Below are 21,645 nucleotides of genomic sequence, written 5' to 3'. Positions count from 1 at the left end.
TGACCCCCCATTACTGTAAGAATCATGACGCATAGGCCAGCATACAAGCGGACGCTAGGTAACGACGCCTCATTCCCTTATTGTCTTGCATATTGGACGACCGCAATTGGGTCGACAGCCGAAAGCCGGCTTTTTTCGCGGCAGCGCGGCTAGCGGAATCTACAACCCGCGTTGCGAGCAAGTGAAGCAATCTGCCTGTTGTGCTCTCGACGCTGCCCGGCAGTCGGGAAACAGTTCACCAGCAATAACGCAAAGACTGCGCGATGGTCTCGCAAAAGTGCCACTCGACTATCCGCGAGGCTATCCTCAGGACACCCCGTCCGCGACATCCGGCAAGGCCTCCGAGCTCGATGCCTTGCCGCCGCGCGCATCCTTGGCGTCATCGCCGAGCACCACGACGCGATTCCGCCCCGAATCCTTGGCCGCGTAAAGAGCGCGGTCGGCATCGGTGACGAATTTCTCGCGGTCGGTCGTCCGCGGGCTGCCGACACGCACCCCGACGCTGACGGTTATCGAATCCGCCCGGCCCTCGTGATCGAGAATGGCGAGTTGAGCGATCTGCGTCCTGATACGGTTCGCGAAGGCCTCGGCCTCGCGGCTCGCCTTGCCGACCATCGCACCGATGAATTCCTCGCCGCCATAGCGCCCGGCGAACCCGTCGTGCCGCTCGAACTCGCTGTTCAACAATTGCCCGACCTCGGTCAGGCAGCGGTCCCCGGCCTGGTGGCCATGGGTGTCGTTGAAACGCTTGAAATGGTCGATGTCGAGCAGCAGCACGGCGAGCATGTCACCGGTCTGGCGCGCCGCCTCGAAGGCTGCCGCGAACCTTTGTTCGAAACCGCGACGGTTGAGAACCGCGGTCAGTGCGTCGACGCTGCTCAGCGTCTCGAGATGGCGATTGACCGCCAGCAGGTCGTCCTGCGCCTCGCGGCTCTTGAGCGTGAGAATGAAATTGCTGTCCTTGAGCCTGTCGCCGCGCAATTTGATCGCGATCGGAACGGTGCAGCACAACAGGGTGAAGGCGAACAGATCGATGTTGCCCGCCCCGATCCCCGCGATGGCCAGCACGGGGGTCGCGATCGCGGCAAAGCCGGCGGCGGCGAGGAACAGCGTGGCGCCGAGGCGGAGTGGCTGGAGCACGATGCAAAAAGCGATCAGCATCGCGCTGGCCAGCACATAGCGGTCGGTGAAGACGCTCTGGGCCGCCATGCCGAGATAGCTCGCCACGCCGACGAACAGCGCGATCGGAACGACCGTCGCCAGCGCGCGCACCAGCCCGTCGCCGCGCCGCAGCAACGCCAATGCGAAGAGATAGGCGGGTACGACCAGACCCAGACGCAGCGTCAGCCCCAGCCCGAGAATCCCGGCCTGCGCATCGAGCACCAGGCACGCAAGGCAGGTCGCCAGCCCAACCGCATGCATGAAGCGCAGCTCGCGGTTGATCCGGGCCGAGAAAAAATCATGCCACTGGGCCTTGAGTTTGGGTGGCCAGTCGCGAAACGGCACGCGCTCGTCGAGCCTGTCGACTGCGCGTGTTGCGATACTGGCGCGACCATACATTGGGTCCCCTTAGGACAAAGGCGGTTAAGAGTCTTCCACACCCCCCGCAAGCGGTGGCCGGGGCACGCAAAGGACCAGCGCGAAACGCCTTTCCTACACTCCCTCGAACCGACCTTCGCCGCTTGTGCCCGACTGGTTGCAGTTGTAACGGGGGCCCGCTTCCCAAGGAGACCTCCCCATGCGCGTCGGCTGCCCCACCGAAATCAAGAACCACGAATACCGCGTCGGCCTGACGCCCGAAAGCGCCCGCGAGCTGGTGCTCCAGGACAATGAGGTCTGGATCCAGAGCGGCGCGGGGCTGGGCATCGGCGCGACCGATCTCGAATATGAATCCGCCGGCGCGCGGATCGTCGACGGACCCGACCCGATCTTCGCCGAATGCGAGATGGTGGTGAAGGTCAAGGAACCCCAGGCCGAGGAACGCGCCAAGCTGCGCGAAGGGCAGATCCTTTACACCTATCTCCACCTCGCCCCCGATGCCGCGCAGACTGCGGATCTGGTCAAGTCGGGCGTCACCGCGATCGCCTACGAGACTGTGACGGGGCGCAATGATTCGCTCCCGCTGCTCAAGCCGATGAGCCAGGTGGCAGGTCGGATGAGCGTCCAGGCCGGCGCCTCGGCGCTCGAAAAGGCCCACGGCGGGCGCGGCGTATTGCTAGGCGGCGTGCCGGGTGTGATGCCGGGCAAGGTGATCGTGATCGGCGGCGGCGTGGTCGGCTTCAACGCGGCGCAGATGGCGGTCGGGCTGGGCGCCGATGTCACCATCTTCGACCGCGATCCCGAGGTGCTCGAGAAGGTCGGCACCCATTTCGAGGCGCGCGCCTCGACCCGCTTTTCCAACAAGGCCAATCTCGACGAGGCGGTCTGCGAGGCGGATCTGGTCATCGGCGCGGTGCTGATCCCCGGTGCCTCGGCGCCCAAGCTGGTCAGCCGCGAGATGCTCAAATGCATGAAGCCCGGCTCGGTACTGGTCGATGTCGCGATCGACCAGGGCGGCTGCTTCGAGACCAGCCGGCCGACCACCCATGCCGATCCGACCTATGTGGTCGACGATGTGGTCCACTACTGCGTCGCCAACATGCCAGGCGGGGTGGCGCGGACCAGCACCTATGCGCTCAACAACGTCACCCTGCCGCACGCGCTGCGGATCGCGCGGCTCGGCTGGAAGGAGGCGATGCGCCGCGACCCGCATCTCGCCGAAGGACTCAACGTCCACGCCGGATCGGTGACCTATGAAGCGGTCGCGACGGAACTGGGCTACGAGTACCGCTCGGTCGCGGACGTATTGGCGGAGTAGTCGGCGAGGACCGTTTCAGTCGCGAAACGGGGCGAGCAGTTCGGGCCTGACCCGAAGCGGTCGCCCGCTGGCGCGGTCGAGCATGGCCCAGGTGGTCGCGGCCGTGACCACGAGCTTGCCATCCGTATCGTGGAAATCGACCCGGCGCAGCGATTTGGCACCCTTGGGTTCGCCCTCGATCCAGGTGGTGGCGGTGGCGCTTTCGCCCTCGGCGATATTGCCGCGATAGTCGATCTCGTGCCGCACCACGAGCCAGACCACCGCGGCGCGATCCTCGGCCCTGGCGGCCGCATCCCAATGCGCGGTCGCCATGTCCTGGATCCACTGCACCCACACCGCATTGTTGACGTGGCCCATCACGTCGATGTGCTCTGGCGCCGCAGTGAAGGCCTTTTGGAAGCGCTCCGCCAAAAGGACTACTTTGCCTCGCCCATCTGCCACAGGATGAAGGCGACTTCCTCGGCGGTCTCGTAGATCGACTGGAAACGGCCCGACTTGCCGCCGTGCCCGGCACCCATGTTGGTCTTGAGCAGCAGCGTGTTGTCGTCGGACTTGGTGACACGCAGTTTTGCGACCCATTTGGCCGGTTCCCAATAGGTCACCCGCGGATCGTTGAGGCCCGCGGTCACCAGCATGGGCGGATAGTCCTGCGCCACCACCTGATCATAGGGGCTGTAGGAGAGGATATAGGCGAAGGCCTGCTTGCTCTCGATCGGGTTGCCCCATTCGGGCCATTCTCCCGGCGTCAGCGGCAGATCCGCGTCGAGCATGGTGTTGAGGACATCGACGAAGGGCACATGCGCCACCACCGCGCCCCACAACTCGGGATCGGTGTTGACGACCGCGCCCATCAACTCGCCCCCGGCGGAGCCGCCCGAAATGCTGATCCTGCCCTTTTCGGTGTAGCCCGCCGCGATCAACCCTTTCGCGACATCGACGAAATCGTTGAAGGTGTTGGTGCGTTCATTGAGCTTGCCCGCGAGATACCATTTGCGCCCCAGATCGTCGCCGCCGCGGATATGCGCGATCGCATAGGCATAGCCGCGATCGACCAGGCTCAGCCGCGTGGTCGAGAAGCCTGGCGGCACGGCGTAGCCATAAGCGCCATAGGCGTAGAGGTGGAGCGGCCCGGCACTGCCGTTTTCGCCCTTGGGTCGATCCTTGCGCATCACCACGCTGACCGGAACCCTGGTGCCATCGCGCGCGGTGATCTCGAGCCGCTCGGTGGTGTAGAGCGAGGGGTCGTAGCCGCTGGGAATTTCCTGCTGCTTGAGCAGTTCCAGCTCGCCGCTGGCGACGTCGTAGTCATAAACCGAGTTGGGGGTGACCATGCTCTCGTAGGACAGGCGCAGCTTGTCCTGGTCGTATTCTGGATTGTCCGAGAGTCCCGTGTTGAAGCTGGCTTCGGCAAAGGCGACCGGCTTGACCAGCGCGGGATCGGCGTAATCGCGGATCTGGATCTGGTCGAGCCCGCTCAGCCGCCCCTCGGTGACGTAGTAATCCTTGAACAACGCGAAATCGGTCAGGTAGAATTCGTCGGATCCGGCGATCAGCGTAGTCCATTCGCCGGGCGTCGCGAGATCGGCGGTGGCGAGCCTGAAGTTGACGTGCTCGTCATTGGTGAGGACGAAGACTTTCCCGTCGCGAATATCGACATCGTATTCGACACCCTTGCGGCGCGGGGCGACCACGATCTGCTCGCCGGTCGGATCGTCGGCGCGGACCAGCCGGACCTCGCTGGTCTCGTTGTCGCCGGTGCCGATGATCAGCCAGTCTTCCTGCGCGGAGATGCCGGCACCGACGCGGAAACCATCGTCCCGCGTCTCGCGATAGAGTTCGACATCCTGGCTCACCGGGGTGCCGAGCACATGCAGCGTCGCGTCGTGGACGCGCCAATTGTCGTTGGCGACGCCATAGACCAGCCCGCGATCCTGCATCACCCAGACCAGGCCGGAGAGCGTGCCGGGAATGGTATCGGGCAGCAGTTCGCCGGTTTCGAGATCCTTGATATGGACATCGAAGCGCTCGGAGCCGTTGTCGTCCGCCGAATAGGCGAGATAGCGCCCGTTGTTGCTCACCGAGAAGGCGCCGAGGCGAAAATACTCCTTGCCCTCGGCCAGTGCGTTTTCGTCGAGGATCAGCTGCGGATCGCCCCCCGCGAGCGGCTTGCGGTAATATTTGCGGTATTCCGCGCCTTGCTCGAATTCGGACCAGTAAAGAAATTTCCCGCTCCGTTGCGGCACGGTCGAATCGTCTTCCTTGATCCGCGCCTTCATCTCTTCGAACAGCGTGTCGACCAGCGTCTGCTGCGGCTTCATCTGCGCTTCGAACCAGGCGTTCTCGGCGTTGAGATAAGCGAGCACATCCGTGTCATCGACCGTGGGATAGGATTTGTCGTGCAGCCAGTTGTAGGGGTCGGCGATGGTAATGCCGTGGCGCGTATAGGAATGGTCGCGCAGCTCGGCGATCGGGGGAGAGGTCGGCAAAGAAACGGTTTCGGGCACGGAGTTCCCTTCGGGGGTCTGGGCGGTGAGAGGGGTGGCGAGCGCCAGTCCGGCGGCACAAAATACGCGGCTCAATCGCATGAAAGCCATCATTGACCCCTCTCTTGCGGCGCAAGCGGTGGAAAGCTGGCCTACGCATCGCTATGTCGGGTGGGATGATTATGCGGCTGCGACGCGCGCCGCAAGCGCCGAGTCGCGCAATTGCCGACCGGCCCAGATGAAAGGTCAAAGCCGATGCTGATGAACACCCATGAAGCCCGCCTCGATGCCCTGCGCAAGGAATTGCAGCGCCGCAACCTCGACGGCTTCGTCATCCCGATTTCCGACGAACATATGAGCGAATATGTCGGCTCCTACGCCCAACGGCTGCTGTGGCTGACCGGCTTCGCGGGCAGCGCGGGCAGCGCGGCGGTGCTGGCGGGGCAATATTCGGGCAAGGGCGCGGCGATGTTCACCGACGGGCGCTACACCGTCCAAGTCCGCGAACAGGTCGATGCGACGCTCTATGATTACGAGGATGTGCCCGCCACCAGCCCGGCAAAATGGATCGCGAAGCACGCTCAAAAGGGCGCGCGGATCGGCTATGACGCCTGGCTCCACGGCGTGGAATGGGCAGAGACTGCGGCAAAGGAACTGAACCGCAAGGGTATCGAACTGGTCCCGCTCGACAGCAATCCGATCGACGCGATCTGGGAAGACCGGCCCGCGCCTTCGCCCGCGCAGGCAGTGCCCCACGATGATCGCTACGCCGGCCGCTCGAGCGCCGACAAGCGCAACGAAATCGCCGACTGGCTCAAGGAAGAAGGCTACGATGCGACCGTCGTCACCGCGCTCGATTCGGTCGCCTGGCTGATGAACATGCGCGGCGCCGATATCGCCAACACGCCGGTGGCGCTGTCCTACGCGTTGGTCCGCGCCGACGGGACGGCGGACCTGTTCATCGCGCCCGACAAGGTCTCGCCCGAACTGGCACAGCATCTCGGCAATGCGGTCACGCTGCGCGACCGGGCCGAGTTCGTGCCGGCGCTGCAAGGCCTCTCGGGCAAGAGCGTCGCGGTCGATGCCGATCGCGCGGTGGCAGGTATCTTCCACGCGCTGGAAAAAGCCGGCGCCAAAGTGACGCGCGCAGAAGATCCTGCGGTCCTGCCCAAGGCGATCAAGACCCCCGCAGAACAGCAGGGCCATCGCGATGCCCAGGCGCGCGACGGCGCCGCGGTGACGCGCTTCCTGCGCTGGATTTCCGAGAACGCGCCCTCAGGCAAGGTGGACGAGCTGGGCGCCGCGGCCAAATTGCGCGAATTCCGAGGTCTCAGCCCGGACCTCAAGGATACCAGCTTCGACACCATCTCCGCTGCGGGCGGCCATGCCGCGCTGCCGCATTACAAGGTGGACGAGGATTCCAACATCCCGATCCCGCCCTCGAGCATCTTCCTGTGCGATTCGGGCGGGCAATATCTCGACGGGACGACCGACATCACCCGCACCGTCTGGGTCGGCCCGGGCGAACCCAGCGCCGAAATGATCGATCGCAACACTCGCGTGCTCAAGGGCCATATCCAGCTCGCGCAGGCGCACTTCCCCGTCGGCACCAATGGCGGCCAGCTCGACACGCTGGCGCGGATGCACCTGTGGCAGGCGGGGGTCGATTACGGCCATGGCACCGGCCACGGCGTGGGCAGCTATCTCTCGGTCCACGAAGGCCCGCAGCGGATCTCCAAATCCGGCGGCGCCTTTGCGGGCACCGACACCCCTCTGGCGGCGGGCATGCTGCTGTCGAACGAGCCGGGATACTACAAGCCGGGTCAGTTCGGCATCCGGATCGAGAATCTGGTGCTGACCGTCGAAGTCGATATCGACAGTGCCGAAGGCGACTGGCTCGGCTTCGAGACGCTCACCTTCGTACCGCTCGACCGCCGACTGGTGGACAAGACCCTGCTGACCGAGAGCGAAATCGATTGGTGGAATTCCTATCACGCGCAGGTGCACGCCATCCTCGCGCCGCAGCTCGACGGCCCGGATCTCGCCTGGCTCGAAGCGGAATGCGCGCCCTTGTAGGAGCGCATTCGTTCGCGTAATGTTCCTGTGGTCGCGAGTCGTCAGGGAGTGATGCGAATGCTGGGATATGTGACGGTCGGAACCAACGACCTCGAACGCGCCGCAAAGTTCTACGATGCCATCGCCAGGGAGATGGGGGTCGGCCGGATGATGGAGTTCGACAGCTTCATCGCCTGGGGCGAGATGGACGGCCCCGCCGGGATCGCGGCGACCAAGCCCTATGACGGCAAGCCTGCGAGCGTGGGCAATGGGATGATGGTGGCGCTGCAGGCCGTGGACAGCGCCCAGGTCCAGCGACTGCATGCCATCGCGCTCGCCCATGGCGGGGCCGACGAGGGCGAACCCGGCCCGCGCGGCGAGGCGGACGAGCAGGGCAATGTCTTCTACGCCGCCTATTTCCGCGATCCCGATGGCAACAAGTTGAACGCCTTCGCGATGGAAAAGGCCGGGTAGGATGGCGGGGCCCAACCGGCTCGACGAAAGCTTCGTCCATCTCGGGCTGGGTGCCACCGCAGTCCCCCAGCCTGCCTTCACCGGCGCGATGGACTGGTACGAGGGCTACGGCGCGCGCCATGGCGGCGACGGTCGCGAAGGGCGGCTGGTGTCGCAATACAGCTTCACCGAGAGCTGGCCGAGTTGGGAGATGCACCCTCACGGCAGCGAGTTGGTCATCTGCACCGCAGGAGCGATGGTGCTGACGCAGGAATGGCCCGATGGCCGGCGCGAGACGGTGACGCTGAACTCGGGCGATTATGCGATCAATCCGCCGGGCGTGTGGCACATCGCGGATGTCATCGATCCGGCAACCGCTATCTTCATCACCGCTGGCGAAGGCACCCAGCACCGGCCCCGCTGACTTGCGCGCGGGTGAACGGCGCGGTCCGGGCGATACAAATTGCGACAATAAGGTCCATAGCGGGCATAATCCTGCGACATGCGCGCTGTAGAAGCGATGCCATGAGTTGCGGCTTGCCCTGTCCTCCCTGCCGGTGCTGCCGCAACTTTCCCGATCGAACCGAAACGGAGTACGCCCCTATGAAGACCATCGCCCTCACCCTTTCCGTCGCCGCGCTCGCGCTGGCCGGCGGCAGTGCCGCGCTCGCGGACAATCACGGCAAGACCGGAGCCGACGCCAATGGCGACGGCCAGGTCACGCTTGCCGAAATGCAAAGCCGGCATGCCACCATGTTCGCGCGGATGGATGCCAATTCCGACGGCGTGATCGACGCCGCCGATCGCACCGCACGCCAGGCGGCGCGCTTCGCCACAATGGATGCCGACAATGACGGCGAAGTAACCCAGGCCGAAATGCAGGCCGCCGGCGAAGCGCGCCGCGCCCAGCGTCAAGAACGCATGGCCGAGCGCCGCGAGAAGATGGCTGAACGCCGTGACACGCGCTTTGCCCAGCACGACACCGACAATTCCGGCGGATTGTCGCAGGAAGAAATGGCTGCGGCGCGCGAGGCGCGCAGCGATCGTGGCGATCGCGGTGACCGCGCCGAACGACGCGGCCAGCGTTCCGACCGGATGGGTCGTAGCGTCCGCGGCGGGCGTGGTGGCCACGCAATGGGCGGCATGATGCTGCGCACCGCCGACACCGACAACGACGGTGCAATCACCCGCGCAGAGTTCGATCAGGCGGTTGCAGCGCACTTCGCCCGGGTCGATGCCGATGGCAATGGCGCCATTACCGCCGAGGAACGCCAGGCCGCCCATGCCCAGATGCGGACGCAGATGCGCGAGCGGATGCGACAGCGGCGCGCGGGTCAGGCGCAGCAGTAAACCCGCAGCAGGGCTTGTCGCAACGATCAGCCCAACGCTAGGTGCAGGAACAACCCGATGACCGATCCTGCGCCCACCACCATCCTCCTCGTCGATGACGAGGCCACCTTGCGCGAACCCCTGGCCGAGTATCTCACCGGCCAGGGGTTCGTCGTGCGCGAAGATGCCAGCGCCGCCGCGGCGCGCAGCCGGCTGACCAGCGAAACCCCCGACATCGTCCTGCTCGACATCATGATGCCCGGCGAGGACGGTCTCTCGCTGTGTCGCCACCTGGTCGAGAACCGCCAACTGCCCGTGATCCTGCTGACTGCGCGCGGCGAGGCGACCGACCGTATCGTCGGGCTCGAGATCGGCGCGGACGATTACGTCACCAAGCCCTTCGAGCCGCGCGAGCTGGTGGCGCGGATCCGTTCGGTCCTGCGCCGCTCGGGACGCCACGACGCGCCCGAAGCCCCGGAACTCGGCTACAGTTTCGACGGCTGGACGCTCGATCCGCTCAAACAACGCCTCGCCGATCCCGAGGGCGTCACCGTGCCGCTCTCGACCGCCGAATTCCGCATGCTGCGCGCTTTTTGCGATCATCCCCGCCAGGTCCTCGATCGCGACATGCTGCTCGATCTCGTCCAGGGGCGCGAAGCGAATCTGTTCGACCGCGCGGTGGACAATCAGGTCAGCCGTTTGCGCCGCAAAATCGAAAGCGACAGCCGCAATCCCGATTATATCCAGACCGTCCGCGGCGGCGGGTACCGGTTCGCAGCCGATGTGACGCGCGCCGTGATCGCGAACTGACCCGATGCGACTGATCCCGCGCAGCCTGATCGGGCAGACCATGCTCGCAGTCGCGGTCGCGCTGATCGTGGCGCAGGCGATATCGGCGGTGCTGCTCTATCGCGCCGCGGAGCAGCGCCGCGAGACCGCCCTGCTCAACACCGCCGCCTTCCATCTCGTCGCCGGGGCGTCGGGCCCTCGCAGCGTGGAAGACCGCCAGGCGCGGCGCCATATGCGCCAGATGGCGCAGGTCGCGCGCAGCCCGCGCCGGGACGACCGCATGCGCCGCCTGCCGCGCCGCATCCGCTACACCACGCAAGAAAGCTCGCCGCTCCTGCCCACCGAGCGGCGCGACCCGGAAAGCGAGGCGGCGATCGAAGCGATCCTGTCCACACAGGGTGTCGATATCGCCGAACTGGTCGTCACCACGCGGAGCGCCGAAGCCGATCCCTTGCTCGCTACGGCGACACAGCGCCAACTGCGGCTGCGCAACGCGATGGCCGAGCGTCCGCCCGAGTTGCTCGTCGTCGGCCTGCGACGCGACGGCGCCGCGCAATGGGAAATCGCCCGGGTCCTCGACCCGCCGCGCGAGGGGCGCATCCTCGGCACGCTGCTGCTGCAGACCATAATTCTGGTGGCGGTGCTGATGGTGCTGCTGTGGTTCGTCCTGCGCCGGATCACCCGCCCGCTCGGCGCGCTCGCCCAAAGCACGCGACGCTTCACGGGAACGGGCGCGCCCGAGCTACCGCTGGCGCTCAGCGGACCCGAGGATATCCGCAGACTAATCACCGCGCACAACGCCATGCAGGCGCGGATCGGCTCGATGCTCGACGAAAAGGACGTCATGCTCGGCGCGATCGGCCACGATCTCAAGACCCCGCTCGCCGCGCTGCGCGTCCGCATCGAAGGCGTCGAGAACCCCAGGGCGCGCGCCATCATGGCCGCGACCATCGAGGATATCACCCGCACGCTCGATGAAATCCTCCAGCTGGCCCGCATCGGGCGCAGCGATGTGCCCGCCGAACGCACCGAGCTTGGCGCGCTGGCAGCATCGGTGGTCGAGGAATTCGAGGATATGGGCGAGCCGGTGACGATGGAGCAGCAGGTCCGCATCCCCGCCCCGGTGCGCATCACCTGGGTCAAACGCGGCCTGCGCAACCTTATCACCAATGCGCTGCGCTATGGCGGGTCGGCCGAGATCACCGTGCTGCGCGAAGGCGATTGGGCGGTGCTGCGGGTCGAGGACAAGGGCCCCGGCATCCCCGAGGATCGCCTCGCCGAGATGCTCGAACCCTTCACCCGCGGCGAGGCCAGCCGCAATCGCGACACCGGGGGCGCCGGACTCGGCCTGGCGCTGGCGCGCGCGGTGGCCGAGCAGCATGGCGGCACGCTGGTGCTCGCCAACCGGCCCCAGGGCGGCTTGCGCGCCGAGTTCCGGCTGCCGACCGGGTAACCCTAGCGCATCAGCCCGCCGACGAGGTTGCGCACGAACCGCCCGGCGATCGCGCCGCCGAAACTGGTGGCGATGGTCCCCGCCGCGGCGGTGGTCGCGGTGCGCACCGGATCGGCGCGGCTGGTCTTGCCCAGTATCCGCGCCGCCAGCACGCTCGCGGTCGAACTCGCCGCCGCCCCCGCCGCCGCCTTGCCCGCGCGCTCCCACAGCGTGGTGGTCTTGCGGCTGCGGCGACCGACCTCGGCCTTGCCCTTCTGCTCGACTTCCTCGGCCGTCGCCGCGGCGTCGGCCGCCTTGGCGGCGAGTACCTCGGTCGCGCTTTCGCGATCGACGGTGGAATCGTATTTGCCTTCCACCTCGCTCACAGAATTGACGATCCGGCGTTCTTCCGCGGTGACCGGCCCCAGCCGCGAATGCGGCGGCTTGACCAGCGTGCGCTGCACCACCGAAGGGGCGCCGTCCTCGTCCAGCGTCGAGACCAGCGCCTCGCCCACCTTGAGTTCGGTGATCGCGCGTTCGACGTCGAGCGCGTCGTTGACCCGGAAGGTCTCCGCCGCCGATTTGACCGCCCGCTGGTCGCGCGGGGTAAAGGCGCGCAGCGCATGCTGGATGCGGTTGCCCAACTGGCCGGCGATCTTCTCGGGGATGTCGATCGGGTTCTGGGTGACGAAATAGACCCCGACGCCCTTGGAGCGGATCAGGCGGACGACCTGCTCGATCGTGTCCTCGAGCACGGCGGGCGCATCGTCGAACAGCAGATGCGCTTCGTCGAAGAAAAACACCAACCGCGGCTTCTCGGGATCGCCGACCTCGGGAAGACTCTCGAACAGTTCGGCGAGCAGCCAGAACAGGAAGGTCGCATAGAGCTTGGGGCTGCGCATCAGCCGGTCGGCGGCGAGCACGTTGATCACCCCGCGACCGCGCTCGTCGGTGGCGATGAGATCGTCGATCTCGAGCGCGGGCTCGCCGAAGAACATGTCCGCGCCCTGGCTTTCGAAGCTGAGCAATTGCCGCTGGATCGCGCCGACGCTGGGCTTCGAGACATTGCCATAGGTCCCCGACAGCGCGCTCGAATTCTCATAGGCCCAGGCGAGCAGCGACTGCAGATCGCCCAGATCGAGCAGCAACAGCCCGTTCTCGTCGGCATGGCGAAAGACGATCTGCAGCACGCCTTCCTGCGTCTCGTTGAGATCGAGCAGGCGGGCGAGCAGCAGCGGACCCATCTCGCTGACCGTGGTGCGGATCGGGAAGCCCTGCTCGCCATAGAGGTCCCAGAACACCGCGGCGTTGTCGGCATAGCCGTAGTCCGTCATGCCCAGTTCCGCCGCGCGCGCCTCGAGCTTGTCGGCATGTTTGAACTGCGGGCTGCCCGCCATCGCCACCCCCGCCAGATCGCCCTTCACATCGGCGACGAACACCGGGACGCCCTGCGCGGAGAAGCTCTCGGCCAGCCCCTGGAGCGTGACGGTCTTGCCGGTGCCGGTGGCGCCCGCGATCAGGCCATGGCGATTGGCCTGGTCGAGCCGGAGATATTGCCGCTCGCCATTGGCCCCGAGCCCGAGGAATATTCCGTCCATCGCATCCACCCCGATTACCGCTGTCATTCCCGCGGATGTGCGCAGGCTGGCCGCGCGGGTCAAGCACCTCGACAGGACAGCAGCAGCGACTAAAGGAGGCGGACGATGAATGAGCGCACGCCCATGGTCCTGCTCGACGACGCGCGCGGCGATGGCGCGGCGGCCGCGCTGACGTTCGCCGACCCGCTTGCGACCTTCGTCGCCCGCCGCCCGGATGAGGTCGCGCAGGTGCTCGCCGCCGCCGATGCGGCGCGGCGCGAACGGGGCAAGCCGCTGGCGGGCTATATCGCCTATGAGGCGGGTCTGGCGCTGGAACCGCGGCTCGCCCCGCTGGCCGATGCGCGATCGGGCGCCATGGGCCCGCTGGTCTGGCTCGGACTGTTCGACGAGCCCGAGCGCATTGCCGCCGCCGACATGCCCGCCTGGCTGGCGGAGCGAGCCGTGGGCCGAGCCAGCCTCGGCCCGCTCGATCCCCAAGTCTCGCAAGGCGCTTATGACGAAGCCTTCGCAGAACTGCAGGCGGCGATCCGCGCGGGCGATATCTATCAGGCGAACCTCACCCTGCCGCTGGCCGGGGGCTTCACCGGCGATCCGCTGGCACTCTACGCCGCGCTGCGCCCCGCGGCGCAGGCGGGCTATGGCGGGCTGGTGTTCGACGGGCATCACTGGTTGCTCAGCCTGTCGCCCGAGCTGTTCGTTTCGCTCAAGGATGGCGAGGCCAAGGCCAAGCCGATGAAGGGCACCCGCCCGCGCGGCGCCAACGAGGCCGAAGACGAGGCGCTGGCCGCGGAACTGACCGGATCGGTCAAGGACAAGGCCGAGAATCTGATGATCGTCGATCTGCTGCGCAACGATCTCAGCCGTGTCGCACAGCCCGGCAGCGTAGCCGTCGATGCGCCCTTCGCGATCGAGAGCTATCCGACCGTGCACCAGATGGTCAGCACCGTCCGCGCGCGGCTCGCCGAGGGCCACGGCGTGCAGGACCTGCTGCGCGCACTGTTTCCGTGCGGATCGATTACCGGCGCGCCCAAAATTCGCGCGATGGAGCTGATCGACGCCGTCGAACGCGATGCCCGCGGCCCCTATTGCGGCGCGATCGGGCGGATCGACGCCGATGGCGATGCCGCCTTCAACGTCGCGATCCGCACGCTGCGGCTGACCGAGATCGAGAACGCGCGCGGCAAGGCGGTGCTCGGCGTGGGCGGCGCGATCGTGGCCGACAGCGACAGCCGCGTCGAGTGGCGCGAGGCACAGCTAAAAGGCGGCTTCGCCCAGGCCAGCGCGCCCGATCTGGTCGCGCCCGGCTTCGACCTGATCGAGACGATGCGGTTCGAGCCCGACAGCGGCATCGCGCTGCTCGAACTGCACCTCAAGCGCGCCAAGGACAGCGCGCAGCAATTGGGCTTCGCCTTCGACCGGCACGAAGCGCGCAACCAAATCCAGGCGCTGTGTTTCGATCTCGCCGCACCGCATGCCATCCGGCTGCGGATCGCACGCGGCGGGGCAATCGCGCTAGAGGCGCGCCAGCCTCCCGCACCCTCCGAAGCGCCGATCGACTGCATCCTGCTGCCGCTCCCGGTCGATCCGGGCGACTGGCGATTGCGCCACAAGACCAGCGACCGCGGTTTCTACGACGACGCGCGCGAGGCCGCCGTGCTCGCGGGAGCGGGCGAAGCGCTGTTCCTGCGCGACGACGGGCTGGTGACCGAGGGCTCCATCGGCACAGTTTTCGTCGAACGCGACGGCACGCTGCTCACCCCGCCCGCAGTGCTCGGCCTGTTGCCCGGCGTGCTGCGCCAGTCGCTGCTCGAGGCGGGCAAGGCGCGCGAAGCGGAACTTACCCTCGACGATCTCGAACACGGCTTCCTGCTCGGCAATGCGCTGCGCGGACTGCAAACCGCAAGGCTCCTGACATGACTCCCACTATCCTGTTCGAAGACGGCGAAGCGCTGGTGATCGACAAGACCGGCGGGCTGCCGGTCGAACGGCCGCGCCGGGGCGGGCTGGCGCTGGAAGATCATTTCGAGGCGCTCAAGCTGGGGTTCCAGCGGCCGCCGGTTCCGGTCCACCGGCTCGATTCCGACACCAGCGGCTGCCTGCTGCTGGCGCGCAATCCCAAATCGCTCAAGGTCTTCTCGCGCGCCTTCGAGGAGCGGCTGGTCGAGAAGCGCTATCTCGGCGTGCTCGCGGGCGTGCCCGAAGAGACCGAGGGGACGATCGACCTCGCGCTCACCAAGATCAGCAGCGAGGAAAAGGGCTGGCGGATGATCCCGGCCAAGCAGGGCAAGCAGGCGATCACCCATTGGCGGCTGCTCAACACGCAGGACGGCCATGCGCTGGTCGAGTTCCGCCCCGAGACCGGCCGCACCCACCAGATACGCGTCCATGCTGCGTCGGGGCTCGGCATCCCGCTGCTCGGCGATCCGGTCTATGGCGTGAAAGCCGGTGTGGCGCGGACCATGCTCCACGCCGCTGCGCTCACCGTCCCTCGCCCCGGCAAGCCTGCCGTTTCCGCCACCGCGCCGCTGCCGGCCGATTTCGCCGCGCTCGGGTTCTCCGATGGGTAAGGTTGTCGATCGCGCGCTGGAAATCGCCGAGGAGAAGTTCATTTCTTCCTCCGGCCCCGGCGGGCAGAACGTCAACAAGGTTGCGACCGCCGTGCAATTGCGCGTCGACGTGTTCCAGATCGGCCTGCCGCCCGAGGCGTTCGAACGGTTGAAGGTGCTGGCAGGCAGCCGGCTGACCCAGGATGGCGAGATCCTGCTGACCGCGAACGAGCACCGCACGCAGGAGCGCAATCGCGAGGCGGCGCGCGTCCGGCTGGTCGCACTGCTGGACGAAGCGCTCACCCCGCCCAAGAAACGGCGCAAGTCGCGGCTCAACCGGATCGGCAAGACCCAGCGGCTCAAGACCAAGAAGGAGCGCGGCGCGGTCAAGGCGAAGCGCGGCGCGGTACGCAAGGGCACCGACTGGTGATCGCTTGACTTTGGCGGGTGATTCGCGCAATGGCCCCAGCTTGACGGGCGGCGCGATGCGTCGCCCCCTGTTTTTCAAACCGATCTTTTTTCAAACCCATGTTTTCGGGGCCCGGCCCCTCTCGACACAGATTAGGACCGCGTCATGGCGAAGCCCGCAACCGTCAAGATCAAGCTCGTCTCGACCGCCGATACGGGTTTCTTCTATGTGACCCGCAAGAATCCGCGGAACACGACCGAAAAGATGACCTTCCGCAAGTATGATCCCGTCGTGCGCAAGCACGTCGAGTTCAAGGAAGCCAAGATCAAGTAAGCCGACGACTTGCTGAACGCCGGGAACGTAGCGGGTTCAGTGACGGTTCAATGCTCCGACCCTAGTAACCGGAGCATGATAACCATGTCCTCGATTTTCGCCTATCCGATTCGCGCCGTTTCGGCGCTTGCGCTCGCTGCGGCCCTGCCGCTGGCAGCGGTCGTCGCTCCCGTCCCGGCCGAGGCCGCCGCGGGCGATCTCGACAAGGCGGTAGCCGCTCTGCGCGGCATCTCCACGCTCAAGGCCGATTTTACCCAGACCGACCGCCAGGGCCGCACCATCGGCGGCGAGCTGACGCTCAAGCGTCCGGGCAAGATCCGGTTCCAGTACGAGAAAAGCGCGCAGATGCTGGTCGTTTCCAACGGCAGCTCGCTCTATCTGGTCGATTACGAGGTCGATCAGGTCCAGCGCTGGCCGATCGCCAATTCGCCGCTCGGCGCGCTGCTCGATCCCAATCGCGACGTGAAGAAGTTCGGCAAGCTGGTTTCGACCAGCCACCCCGATGTCGTGAGCGTCGAGGTCCGCGATCCCAAGCGTCCGGAATTCGGTGTGATCACGCTGATCTTCAACCGCGATGCGGCATCCCCCGGCGGGCTGCGGCTGACACATTGGGTTGCGCTCGATTCGCAGAACCACCGCACCGTCGTGCGACTGCGCAACCACCGCTATGGCGTGTCGGTCGCGGACAGCGCATTCCGCTTTTCCGACCCGCGCAAATCGTCCCGTCGCCCGGGCTGAACGGGTCGGGGCCGGGTTGCGCGCTGGGTGCGACCAAATGCGGCTCACCGTTCATTTTCGGTCAATCCAATCGGGTCTAATTCTAGTCACAGAGAGCGGTCGGAGACGGGTTTCCCCCCTGTTGCCCAACCTTCGATAGGCCGCTCTCTACTAGCGTGACGAACGCACAAAGGAACCCTCGCGCCAATGCCCCCGGCGCGGGGGTTTTCCTTTGCGTGCGCCGATCCGATTAGTCCGCCCAGCCATAGGCGGCGCGGATGATGCGATAGATCAGGTTCTGCTCGATCACCCCGCGCACCCGCTGCGCCCCCGGACCCTGCGCGTAGAGCGCGACATCCTCGCCCGCATGGGTTTCCGAACCCAGCGGGATCGTGGCTTGCTGGCGTGCGGCGACGCCGGTTTCGGGCACCGGACGTTCGCCCACCACCGCGCCGGGGCCGTTGGCATAGCCCAGCGTGGTGTAGGGCTTACCATCCGCCGCCAGCGTCGGCGCGCCGCCCATCTCGTCCGTCGGATGGGGCGGGACCACGTAGCCGAGGATCGGATTACCGCGCTGCGGATAGCCGGCGATGGTGAAGACATGGCTGTGATCGGCGGTGACGAGGATCATCGTCTCCTCGGGATCGGTGTTGTCGATCGCATATTGGATCGCGCGCGCGAATTCGACCGCCTCTTCCAGCGCATAGCCCGCCTGGCCGCCATGATGGGCGTGATCGATGCGCCCGCCTTCGACCATCAGGTAGTAGCCCTCCGGGTCGGGCTTGAGGCGCGCGATAGCTGCTGCGGTCAGATCGGTCAGCGTGGGTTCTGCGGTCTCCGCCGGCCGATCGACCATATAGGTCATGTGGCTGTCCGAAAACAGGCCGAGGACCGGCCGGTCGGCGGGAGCGGCAGCGAGCGAAGCGGCATCGTCGACGAAGGTCCCGCCGGTGCGCGCGGCCCAGTCAGCCGGTAGATTGGCGTTGGACTGCCCGCGACGACCGCCCATGGCATCGCCGAAGAAGCTTGCCCGGCCACCGCCCAGCGCGACGTCGAAGTCGGCTTGGGCCAGCTGGAGCGCAATATCGCGACAGCCGAAGCCTCGCTGGTCCTCCGGAATGCCCGTATCGTCTTCCCAATCGCGATCGGTGCTCCGGGCATAGACAGAGGCCGGGGTGGCATGGGTCAGCCGTGTGGTGGTCACGATACCGAGCGCGAGCCCGCGCTCTTTCACCTCCTCGCCCAGTAGCGGCAGGTGATGCTGCTCGCCGGCAAGACAATCGCCATTGTTCGCCTCGGGGCCGATGCCGAGCATCCCGATCCGCGTCTTGCGTCCCGAATGCATCGCGGTCGCGGTCCCGGCGCTGTCGGGGACCTGGGCATTGGTGTTGTAGGTCTTGACCAGCGCGACATTGTCGAAGGTTTCGAACGGCAACACATGCTCTTCGCCCTGCTTGCCAAGCTTCTGCCCGGCGTAGATCCGGGCCGCGGTGATGGTCGAGATACCCATCCCGTCGCCGATGAACAGGATCACGTTCTTGGCCTGCTGCGGTTCGGCTGCGACGGCGACGGGTGGGGCGGTTGCGACACCGTAATCGCCCTCGCTCGCCGTGCTGCTGCAGGCACCGAGCGCCAGCGCGAGTGCGCCGGTGGTCATGCCGAAGGCTCGGGTGAAGGGCATCGCAATTCTCCTGTGGGTGTTCGTCATGCCCCTTACGTGAAGCAGTGTTGCGACGAAACGGTGAAACTTGCCGCGCCCGATGGCTCCGCCTAAGCGATTGCCATGGTCTCGATCGTTACATGGAACATCAATTCGGTCCGCCTGCGGATGCCGATCGTCGAACGCTTTCTCAAGGAGCACGCGCCCGACATCCTGTGCCTGCAGGAAATCAAATGCCAGGAACACCAGTTCCCATACGATGCGTTCCGCGCGCTGGGCTACGAGCATTTCGCGGTCCACGGGCAGAAGGGCTATCACGGAGTCGCCACGGTCGGCAAAATCCCGTTCCGCGACTTCTCGCGCCACGACTGGCAGGACAATGGCGAGGCTCGCCATGTCGGGGTGGAACTGACCGACCCGGCGCATCAGGGCATGATCGTCGAGAACGTGTATGTTCCCGCTGGCGGCGACATCCCCGACCGCGAGCAGAATGCGAAATTCGGCCAGAAGCTCGATTTCCTCGAACGAATGACCCGCTGGGCCGATGCGGTCGACCGGCCCACGCTGATCGTGGGCGATTTCAACATCGCCCCGCTCGAAAGCGATGTCTGGAACCACAAGCAATTGTTGAAAGTGGTCAGCCACACCCCGCTCGAGGTCGATACGCTGCAGCGGTTCATGGATGCGCATGGCTGGGCCGATATCGGTCGCCAGCACATCGCCGCGCCGACCCGCTATTACAGCTGGTGGAGCTACCGTGCGAAGGACTGGCAGGCCAATGATCGCGGGCGCCGGCTCGACCATATGTGGGCGAGCCCCGAACTGGCGAGGCAGGCTATTGCGCATTCGGTGCACGAGGACGCACGCGGCTGGGAAAAGCCGTCGGACCATGTGCCGCTGATGACGGAGTTCGCTCTCTGAGCGCAAATCCCTCCCCGGCGCGGCGCGCCGCGCAGGCGGTCGATGCGCTGCGCCACGGCTGGCCGGTGCGGATCGGGCAGGCGCCGCTGCTCCAGCCCGTCGAGACCGGCTATGGCGAGGACCTTCGCGGCACCACGATGCTGATCTCCGCCAGCCGCGCCGCTACGCTCAAGCTCGCCAACCAACGCGATGCCGCAGTGCCGGGCGAGCCGGTGCTGCTGCGCGGTGCCGAACCCTTCGACCTGCCCGCCGCGCTGGCAGTGGGCGACCCCGCGCTCGATCTCGCCAATCCGATGAAAGGCCCGTTCAAGGCGCTGGCACTCGACTGGGAAGAAGCCGCCCGCGCCGCGCTGGAACTGGCGCGGATCGCCGGCATCCTCCCCGCCTTTCTGGTGGATCCGGAAGGCGCCGGCGAGGCGGTGAGCGTCGCAATCGACGATCTGGTGGCCTTCAGCGATCCCTCGCGACTGCGCATCGTGACTCGCGCGCGCCTGCCGGTGGCGGCGAGCGAGGATGCGCAGATCATCGCCTTCCGCAACACCGCCGACATGCGCGAACATGTCGCGTTGGTGATCGGCCGCCGCGAGGCCGGGCGGGTACCGCTTGTCCGGCTGCATTCCGAATGTCTCACCGGCGATGTGCTCTCCAGCCGCAAATGCGATTGCGGTCCGCAGCTCGACGGCGCGCTGGCGGCGATGGCGGAGGAAGCGGCGCAGGGCGGCTGGGGCGTGCTGCTCTACATGCGCCAAGAAGGGCGCGGGATCGGGCTGATCAACAAGCTGCGCGCCTATCGCCTGCAGGATCAGGGATTCGACACCGTCGATGCCAACACCAGGCTGGGCCTGCCCGACGAGGCGCGCGACTTTCCCACCGCTGTGCGGATGCTCGAACTGCTGGGGATCGACAAAGTTCGGTTGATGACCAACAACCCGGCCAAGGTGGATGCGCTCGAGGCGCATCGGATCGCGGTGACCGAGCGCGTGCCCCATGCGCTGCCCGACAATCCGCACAACAGCCATTATCTCGCCACCAAGCGCGACCGGGCGGGGCATTTGCTGCCGTAGTGGCGCCTAGCGCCGCTCGAATTCCCTGAGACCCGCGCCCAGCGTGTTGTTCTGGATTTGCAACCGGTCGCCGGTCCAGTCTGCCACGAAGGCGGTGTTACGGCGCAGGCCCGGCACCAGCCGCGCATCGTTGCCGGCGATCGTCAGGCCGTCGGACGAATACTCCGCCCCTTCCGCGCCCACCGCGATGAAGGTGGACCAGTTCTCCTTGTCGCGGCCCTGGACGAACCAATTGCCAGCGATGTTCCCGGTGCCGCCATTGGGGAGGTCGATCATGTAATTGGTCTCGCGCCCACCGGCATCGTCGAAGCTGGAGTCCTCGACGATGGTGCGGGCGGCGCGTGATTTGAGGTAGTGACCACCGGTGCCCTGCTCGAAGCGGCTGCGGGTGACTGCGGTTTCGGCGATCTCGCCGGTGTAGATCGAGTGCGCGCAGCCGCCATCGCCCTCGCAGGTGCCCAGCCGGGTGAAGGTCGATTTGTCGATCCGCAGACGGATGTCGTCGCCGGCATGGGTGAGGATGCCCTGCTCGCTGTCGCGGAACCAGCTCTGCGTCACCGCCAGTTCGCCGCGCTGCAGCCGGATGCCCGCGCCGTTGCGGTCGGGGACGGATATGTCGGCGAAGACCAGGCCGATGACGGTGGCCGCCTCGCCATCGAGCACCAGCGCCGCCTTGCCTTGGCAGGCCTCGCCCGCCAGCGTGGCGGTGCCGATTTCACGCGCGCGATAGGTGATGGTGCCCGCTTCCTGGACCGCGCATTGATTGTAGGCGCCCGGCGCGAACAGGATCGTGCCGCTGCCGTTCCCGATCGCATCGACCGCGTCCTGCAACTGGGCAAAGCCCTCGCCGTTCTCGGCAATCGTGAAGGGCGCGGTGCCGGGCTGCGCCAGCAATGCCGCCACCGGAATGGCCGCCACCGCGAGCGCCGCCAGCGCACCCACCGCCCAGAGCGAGGGTCGCGAGCATTGGGAGGCGCGGCGCAGGATCATGGTTCGAAG

General features: G+C 66.5%; 20 protein-coding genes. 14 read left to right on the top strand and 6 right to left on the bottom strand.

Features of this window, described 5'->3' with window-relative positions:
- Positions 1–306: 306 nt before the first annotated feature.
- Positions 307–1,560, bottom strand: coding sequence for a GGDEF domain-containing protein (locus ACWIKC_RS00850; protein WP_454598254.1), 1,254 nt, complete (start codon positions 1,558–1,560; stop codon positions 307–309).
- Between the two features lie 178 nt (positions 1,561–1,738).
- Between ACWIKC_RS00850 and ald the strand changes: the two genes are divergently transcribed.
- Positions 1,739–2,857 (top strand): alanine dehydrogenase, encoded by a 1,119-nt coding sequence (ald, locus tag ACWIKC_RS00845; RefSeq protein WP_454598253.1) that lies wholly within the window; start codon positions 1,739–1,741, stop codon positions 2,855–2,857.
- Positions 2,858–2,872: 15 nt separating this feature from the next.
- Here the strand turns inward: ald and ACWIKC_RS00840 are convergent, their stop codons facing one another.
- Together ACWIKC_RS00840 and ACWIKC_RS00835 are read right to left on the bottom strand one after the other, a co-directional pair.
- Entirely contained in the window at positions 2,873–3,268 is a 396-nt protein-coding gene (locus ACWIKC_RS00840; RefSeq protein ID WP_454598252.1) for an acyl-CoA thioesterase, read from the bottom strand.
- Between the two features lie 5 nt (positions 3,269–3,273).
- Positions 3,274–5,454: a S9 family peptidase gene (locus ACWIKC_RS00835; RefSeq protein WP_454598251.1), complete on the bottom strand. Its 2,181-nt coding sequence runs from the start codon at positions 5,452–5,454 to the stop codon at positions 3,274–3,276.
- A gap of 141 nt (positions 5,455–5,595) precedes the next feature.
- Here ACWIKC_RS00835 and ACWIKC_RS00830 point away from each other — a divergent pair, with 141 nt between their 5' ends.
- From ACWIKC_RS00830 to ACWIKC_RS00805, 6 genes are all read left to right on the top strand, one after another.
- Positions 5,596–7,416 (top strand): aminopeptidase P family protein, encoded by a 1,821-nt coding sequence (locus ACWIKC_RS00830; protein ID WP_454598250.1) that lies wholly within the window; start codon positions 5,596–5,598, stop codon positions 7,414–7,416.
- Between the two features lie 57 nt (positions 7,417–7,473).
- Positions 7,474–7,869, top strand: coding sequence for a VOC family protein (locus tag ACWIKC_RS00825; protein WP_454598249.1), 396 nt, complete (start codon positions 7,474–7,476; stop codon positions 7,867–7,869).
- Between the two features lies 1 nt (position 7,870).
- Positions 7,871–8,272 (top strand): cupin, encoded by a 402-nt coding sequence (locus ACWIKC_RS00820; protein ID WP_454598248.1) that lies wholly within the window; start codon positions 7,871–7,873, stop codon positions 8,270–8,272.
- 179 nt (positions 8,273–8,451) lie between these two features.
- The gene (locus ACWIKC_RS00815) at positions 8,452–9,198 is read left to right on the top strand and encodes an EF-hand domain-containing protein (RefSeq protein WP_454598247.1); all 747 of its coding nucleotides are present in this window, start codon (positions 8,452–8,454) and stop codon (positions 9,196–9,198) included.
- Positions 9,199–9,255: 57 nt separating this feature from the next.
- A complete protein-coding gene (locus ACWIKC_RS00810) occupies positions 9,256–9,987 on the top strand; it encodes a response regulator (protein WP_454598246.1) in 732 nt (243 codons plus the stop codon).
- A gap of 4 nt (positions 9,988–9,991) precedes the next feature.
- The gene (locus tag ACWIKC_RS00805) at positions 9,992–11,419 is read left to right on the top strand and encodes an ATP-binding protein (RefSeq protein WP_454598245.1); all 1,428 of its coding nucleotides are present in this window, start codon (positions 9,992–9,994) and stop codon (positions 11,417–11,419) included.
- 2 nt (positions 11,420–11,421) lie between these two features.
- Here ACWIKC_RS00805 and ACWIKC_RS00800 read toward each other — a convergent pair whose 3' ends face one another.
- Complete coding sequence (locus ACWIKC_RS00800; protein WP_454599520.1) at positions 11,422–12,996, bottom strand: helicase HerA-like domain-containing protein; 1,575 nt, start codon at positions 12,994–12,996, stop codon at positions 11,422–11,424.
- Between the two features lie 105 nt (positions 12,997–13,101).
- On the opposite strand from ACWIKC_RS00800, the gene pabB reads away from it, so the two are divergent.
- From pabB to ACWIKC_RS00775, 5 genes are all read left to right on the top strand, one after another.
- On the top strand, positions 13,102–14,913 hold the full coding sequence (gene pabB, locus ACWIKC_RS00795; RefSeq protein WP_454598244.1) for an aminodeoxychorismate synthase component I: 1,812 nt from the start codon (positions 13,102–13,104) through the stop codon (positions 14,911–14,913).
- Positions 14,910–15,563 (top strand): RluA family pseudouridine synthase, encoded by a 654-nt coding sequence (locus ACWIKC_RS00790; RefSeq protein WP_454598243.1) that lies wholly within the window; start codon positions 14,910–14,912, stop codon positions 15,561–15,563. The genes pabB and ACWIKC_RS00790 overlap by 4 nt, the downstream gene beginning before the upstream one ends.
- Positions 15,556–15,972, top strand: coding sequence for an alternative ribosome rescue aminoacyl-tRNA hydrolase ArfB (gene arfB, locus ACWIKC_RS00785; RefSeq protein WP_454598242.1), 417 nt, complete (start codon positions 15,556–15,558; stop codon positions 15,970–15,972). Before ACWIKC_RS00790 ends, arfB begins: the two co-directional genes overlap by 8 nt.
- 144 nt (positions 15,973–16,116) lie before the next feature.
- On the top strand, positions 16,117–16,284 hold the full coding sequence (gene rpmG, locus ACWIKC_RS00780; RefSeq protein WP_290136235.1) for a 50S ribosomal protein L33: 168 nt from the start codon (positions 16,117–16,119) through the stop codon (positions 16,282–16,284).
- A 75-nt stretch (positions 16,285–16,359) separates the two neighbouring features.
- Positions 16,360–17,022: a LolA family protein gene (locus ACWIKC_RS00775; RefSeq protein ID WP_454598241.1), complete on the top strand. Its 663-nt coding sequence runs from the start codon at positions 16,360–16,362 to the stop codon at positions 17,020–17,022.
- 229 nt (positions 17,023–17,251) lie between these two features.
- On the opposite strand, the gene ACWIKC_RS00770 is transcribed toward ACWIKC_RS00775, so the two are convergent.
- Positions 17,252–18,682, bottom strand: coding sequence for an alkaline phosphatase (locus ACWIKC_RS00770; RefSeq protein ID WP_454598240.1), 1,431 nt, complete (start codon positions 18,680–18,682; stop codon positions 17,252–17,254).
- Positions 18,683–18,784: 102 nt separating this feature from the next.
- On the opposite strand from ACWIKC_RS00770, the gene xth reads away from it, so the two are divergent.
- Together xth and ribA are read left to right on the top strand one after the other, a co-directional pair.
- Positions 18,785–19,582 (top strand): exodeoxyribonuclease III, encoded by a 798-nt coding sequence (xth, locus tag ACWIKC_RS00765; RefSeq protein ID WP_454598239.1) that lies wholly within the window; start codon positions 18,785–18,787, stop codon positions 19,580–19,582.
- 65 nt (positions 19,583–19,647) lie between these two features.
- Positions 19,648–20,646 (top strand): GTP cyclohydrolase II, encoded by a 999-nt coding sequence (gene ribA / locus ACWIKC_RS00760; protein WP_454598238.1) that lies wholly within the window; start codon positions 19,648–19,650, stop codon positions 20,644–20,646.
- Positions 20,647–20,652: 6 nt separating this feature from the next.
- Here the strand turns inward: ribA and ACWIKC_RS00755 are convergent, their stop codons facing one another.
- Complete coding sequence (locus ACWIKC_RS00755; protein ID WP_454598237.1) at positions 20,653–21,636, bottom strand: right-handed parallel beta-helix repeat-containing protein; 984 nt, start codon at positions 21,634–21,636, stop codon at positions 20,653–20,655.
- Between the last annotated feature and the right edge of the window lie 9 nt (positions 21,637–21,645).

The organism is Qipengyuania sp. SM2507, assembly GCF_053714505.1.
Note: the sequence above shows the minus strand (reverse complement) of the source record. Positions and strands in the feature narration are given on the sequence as shown.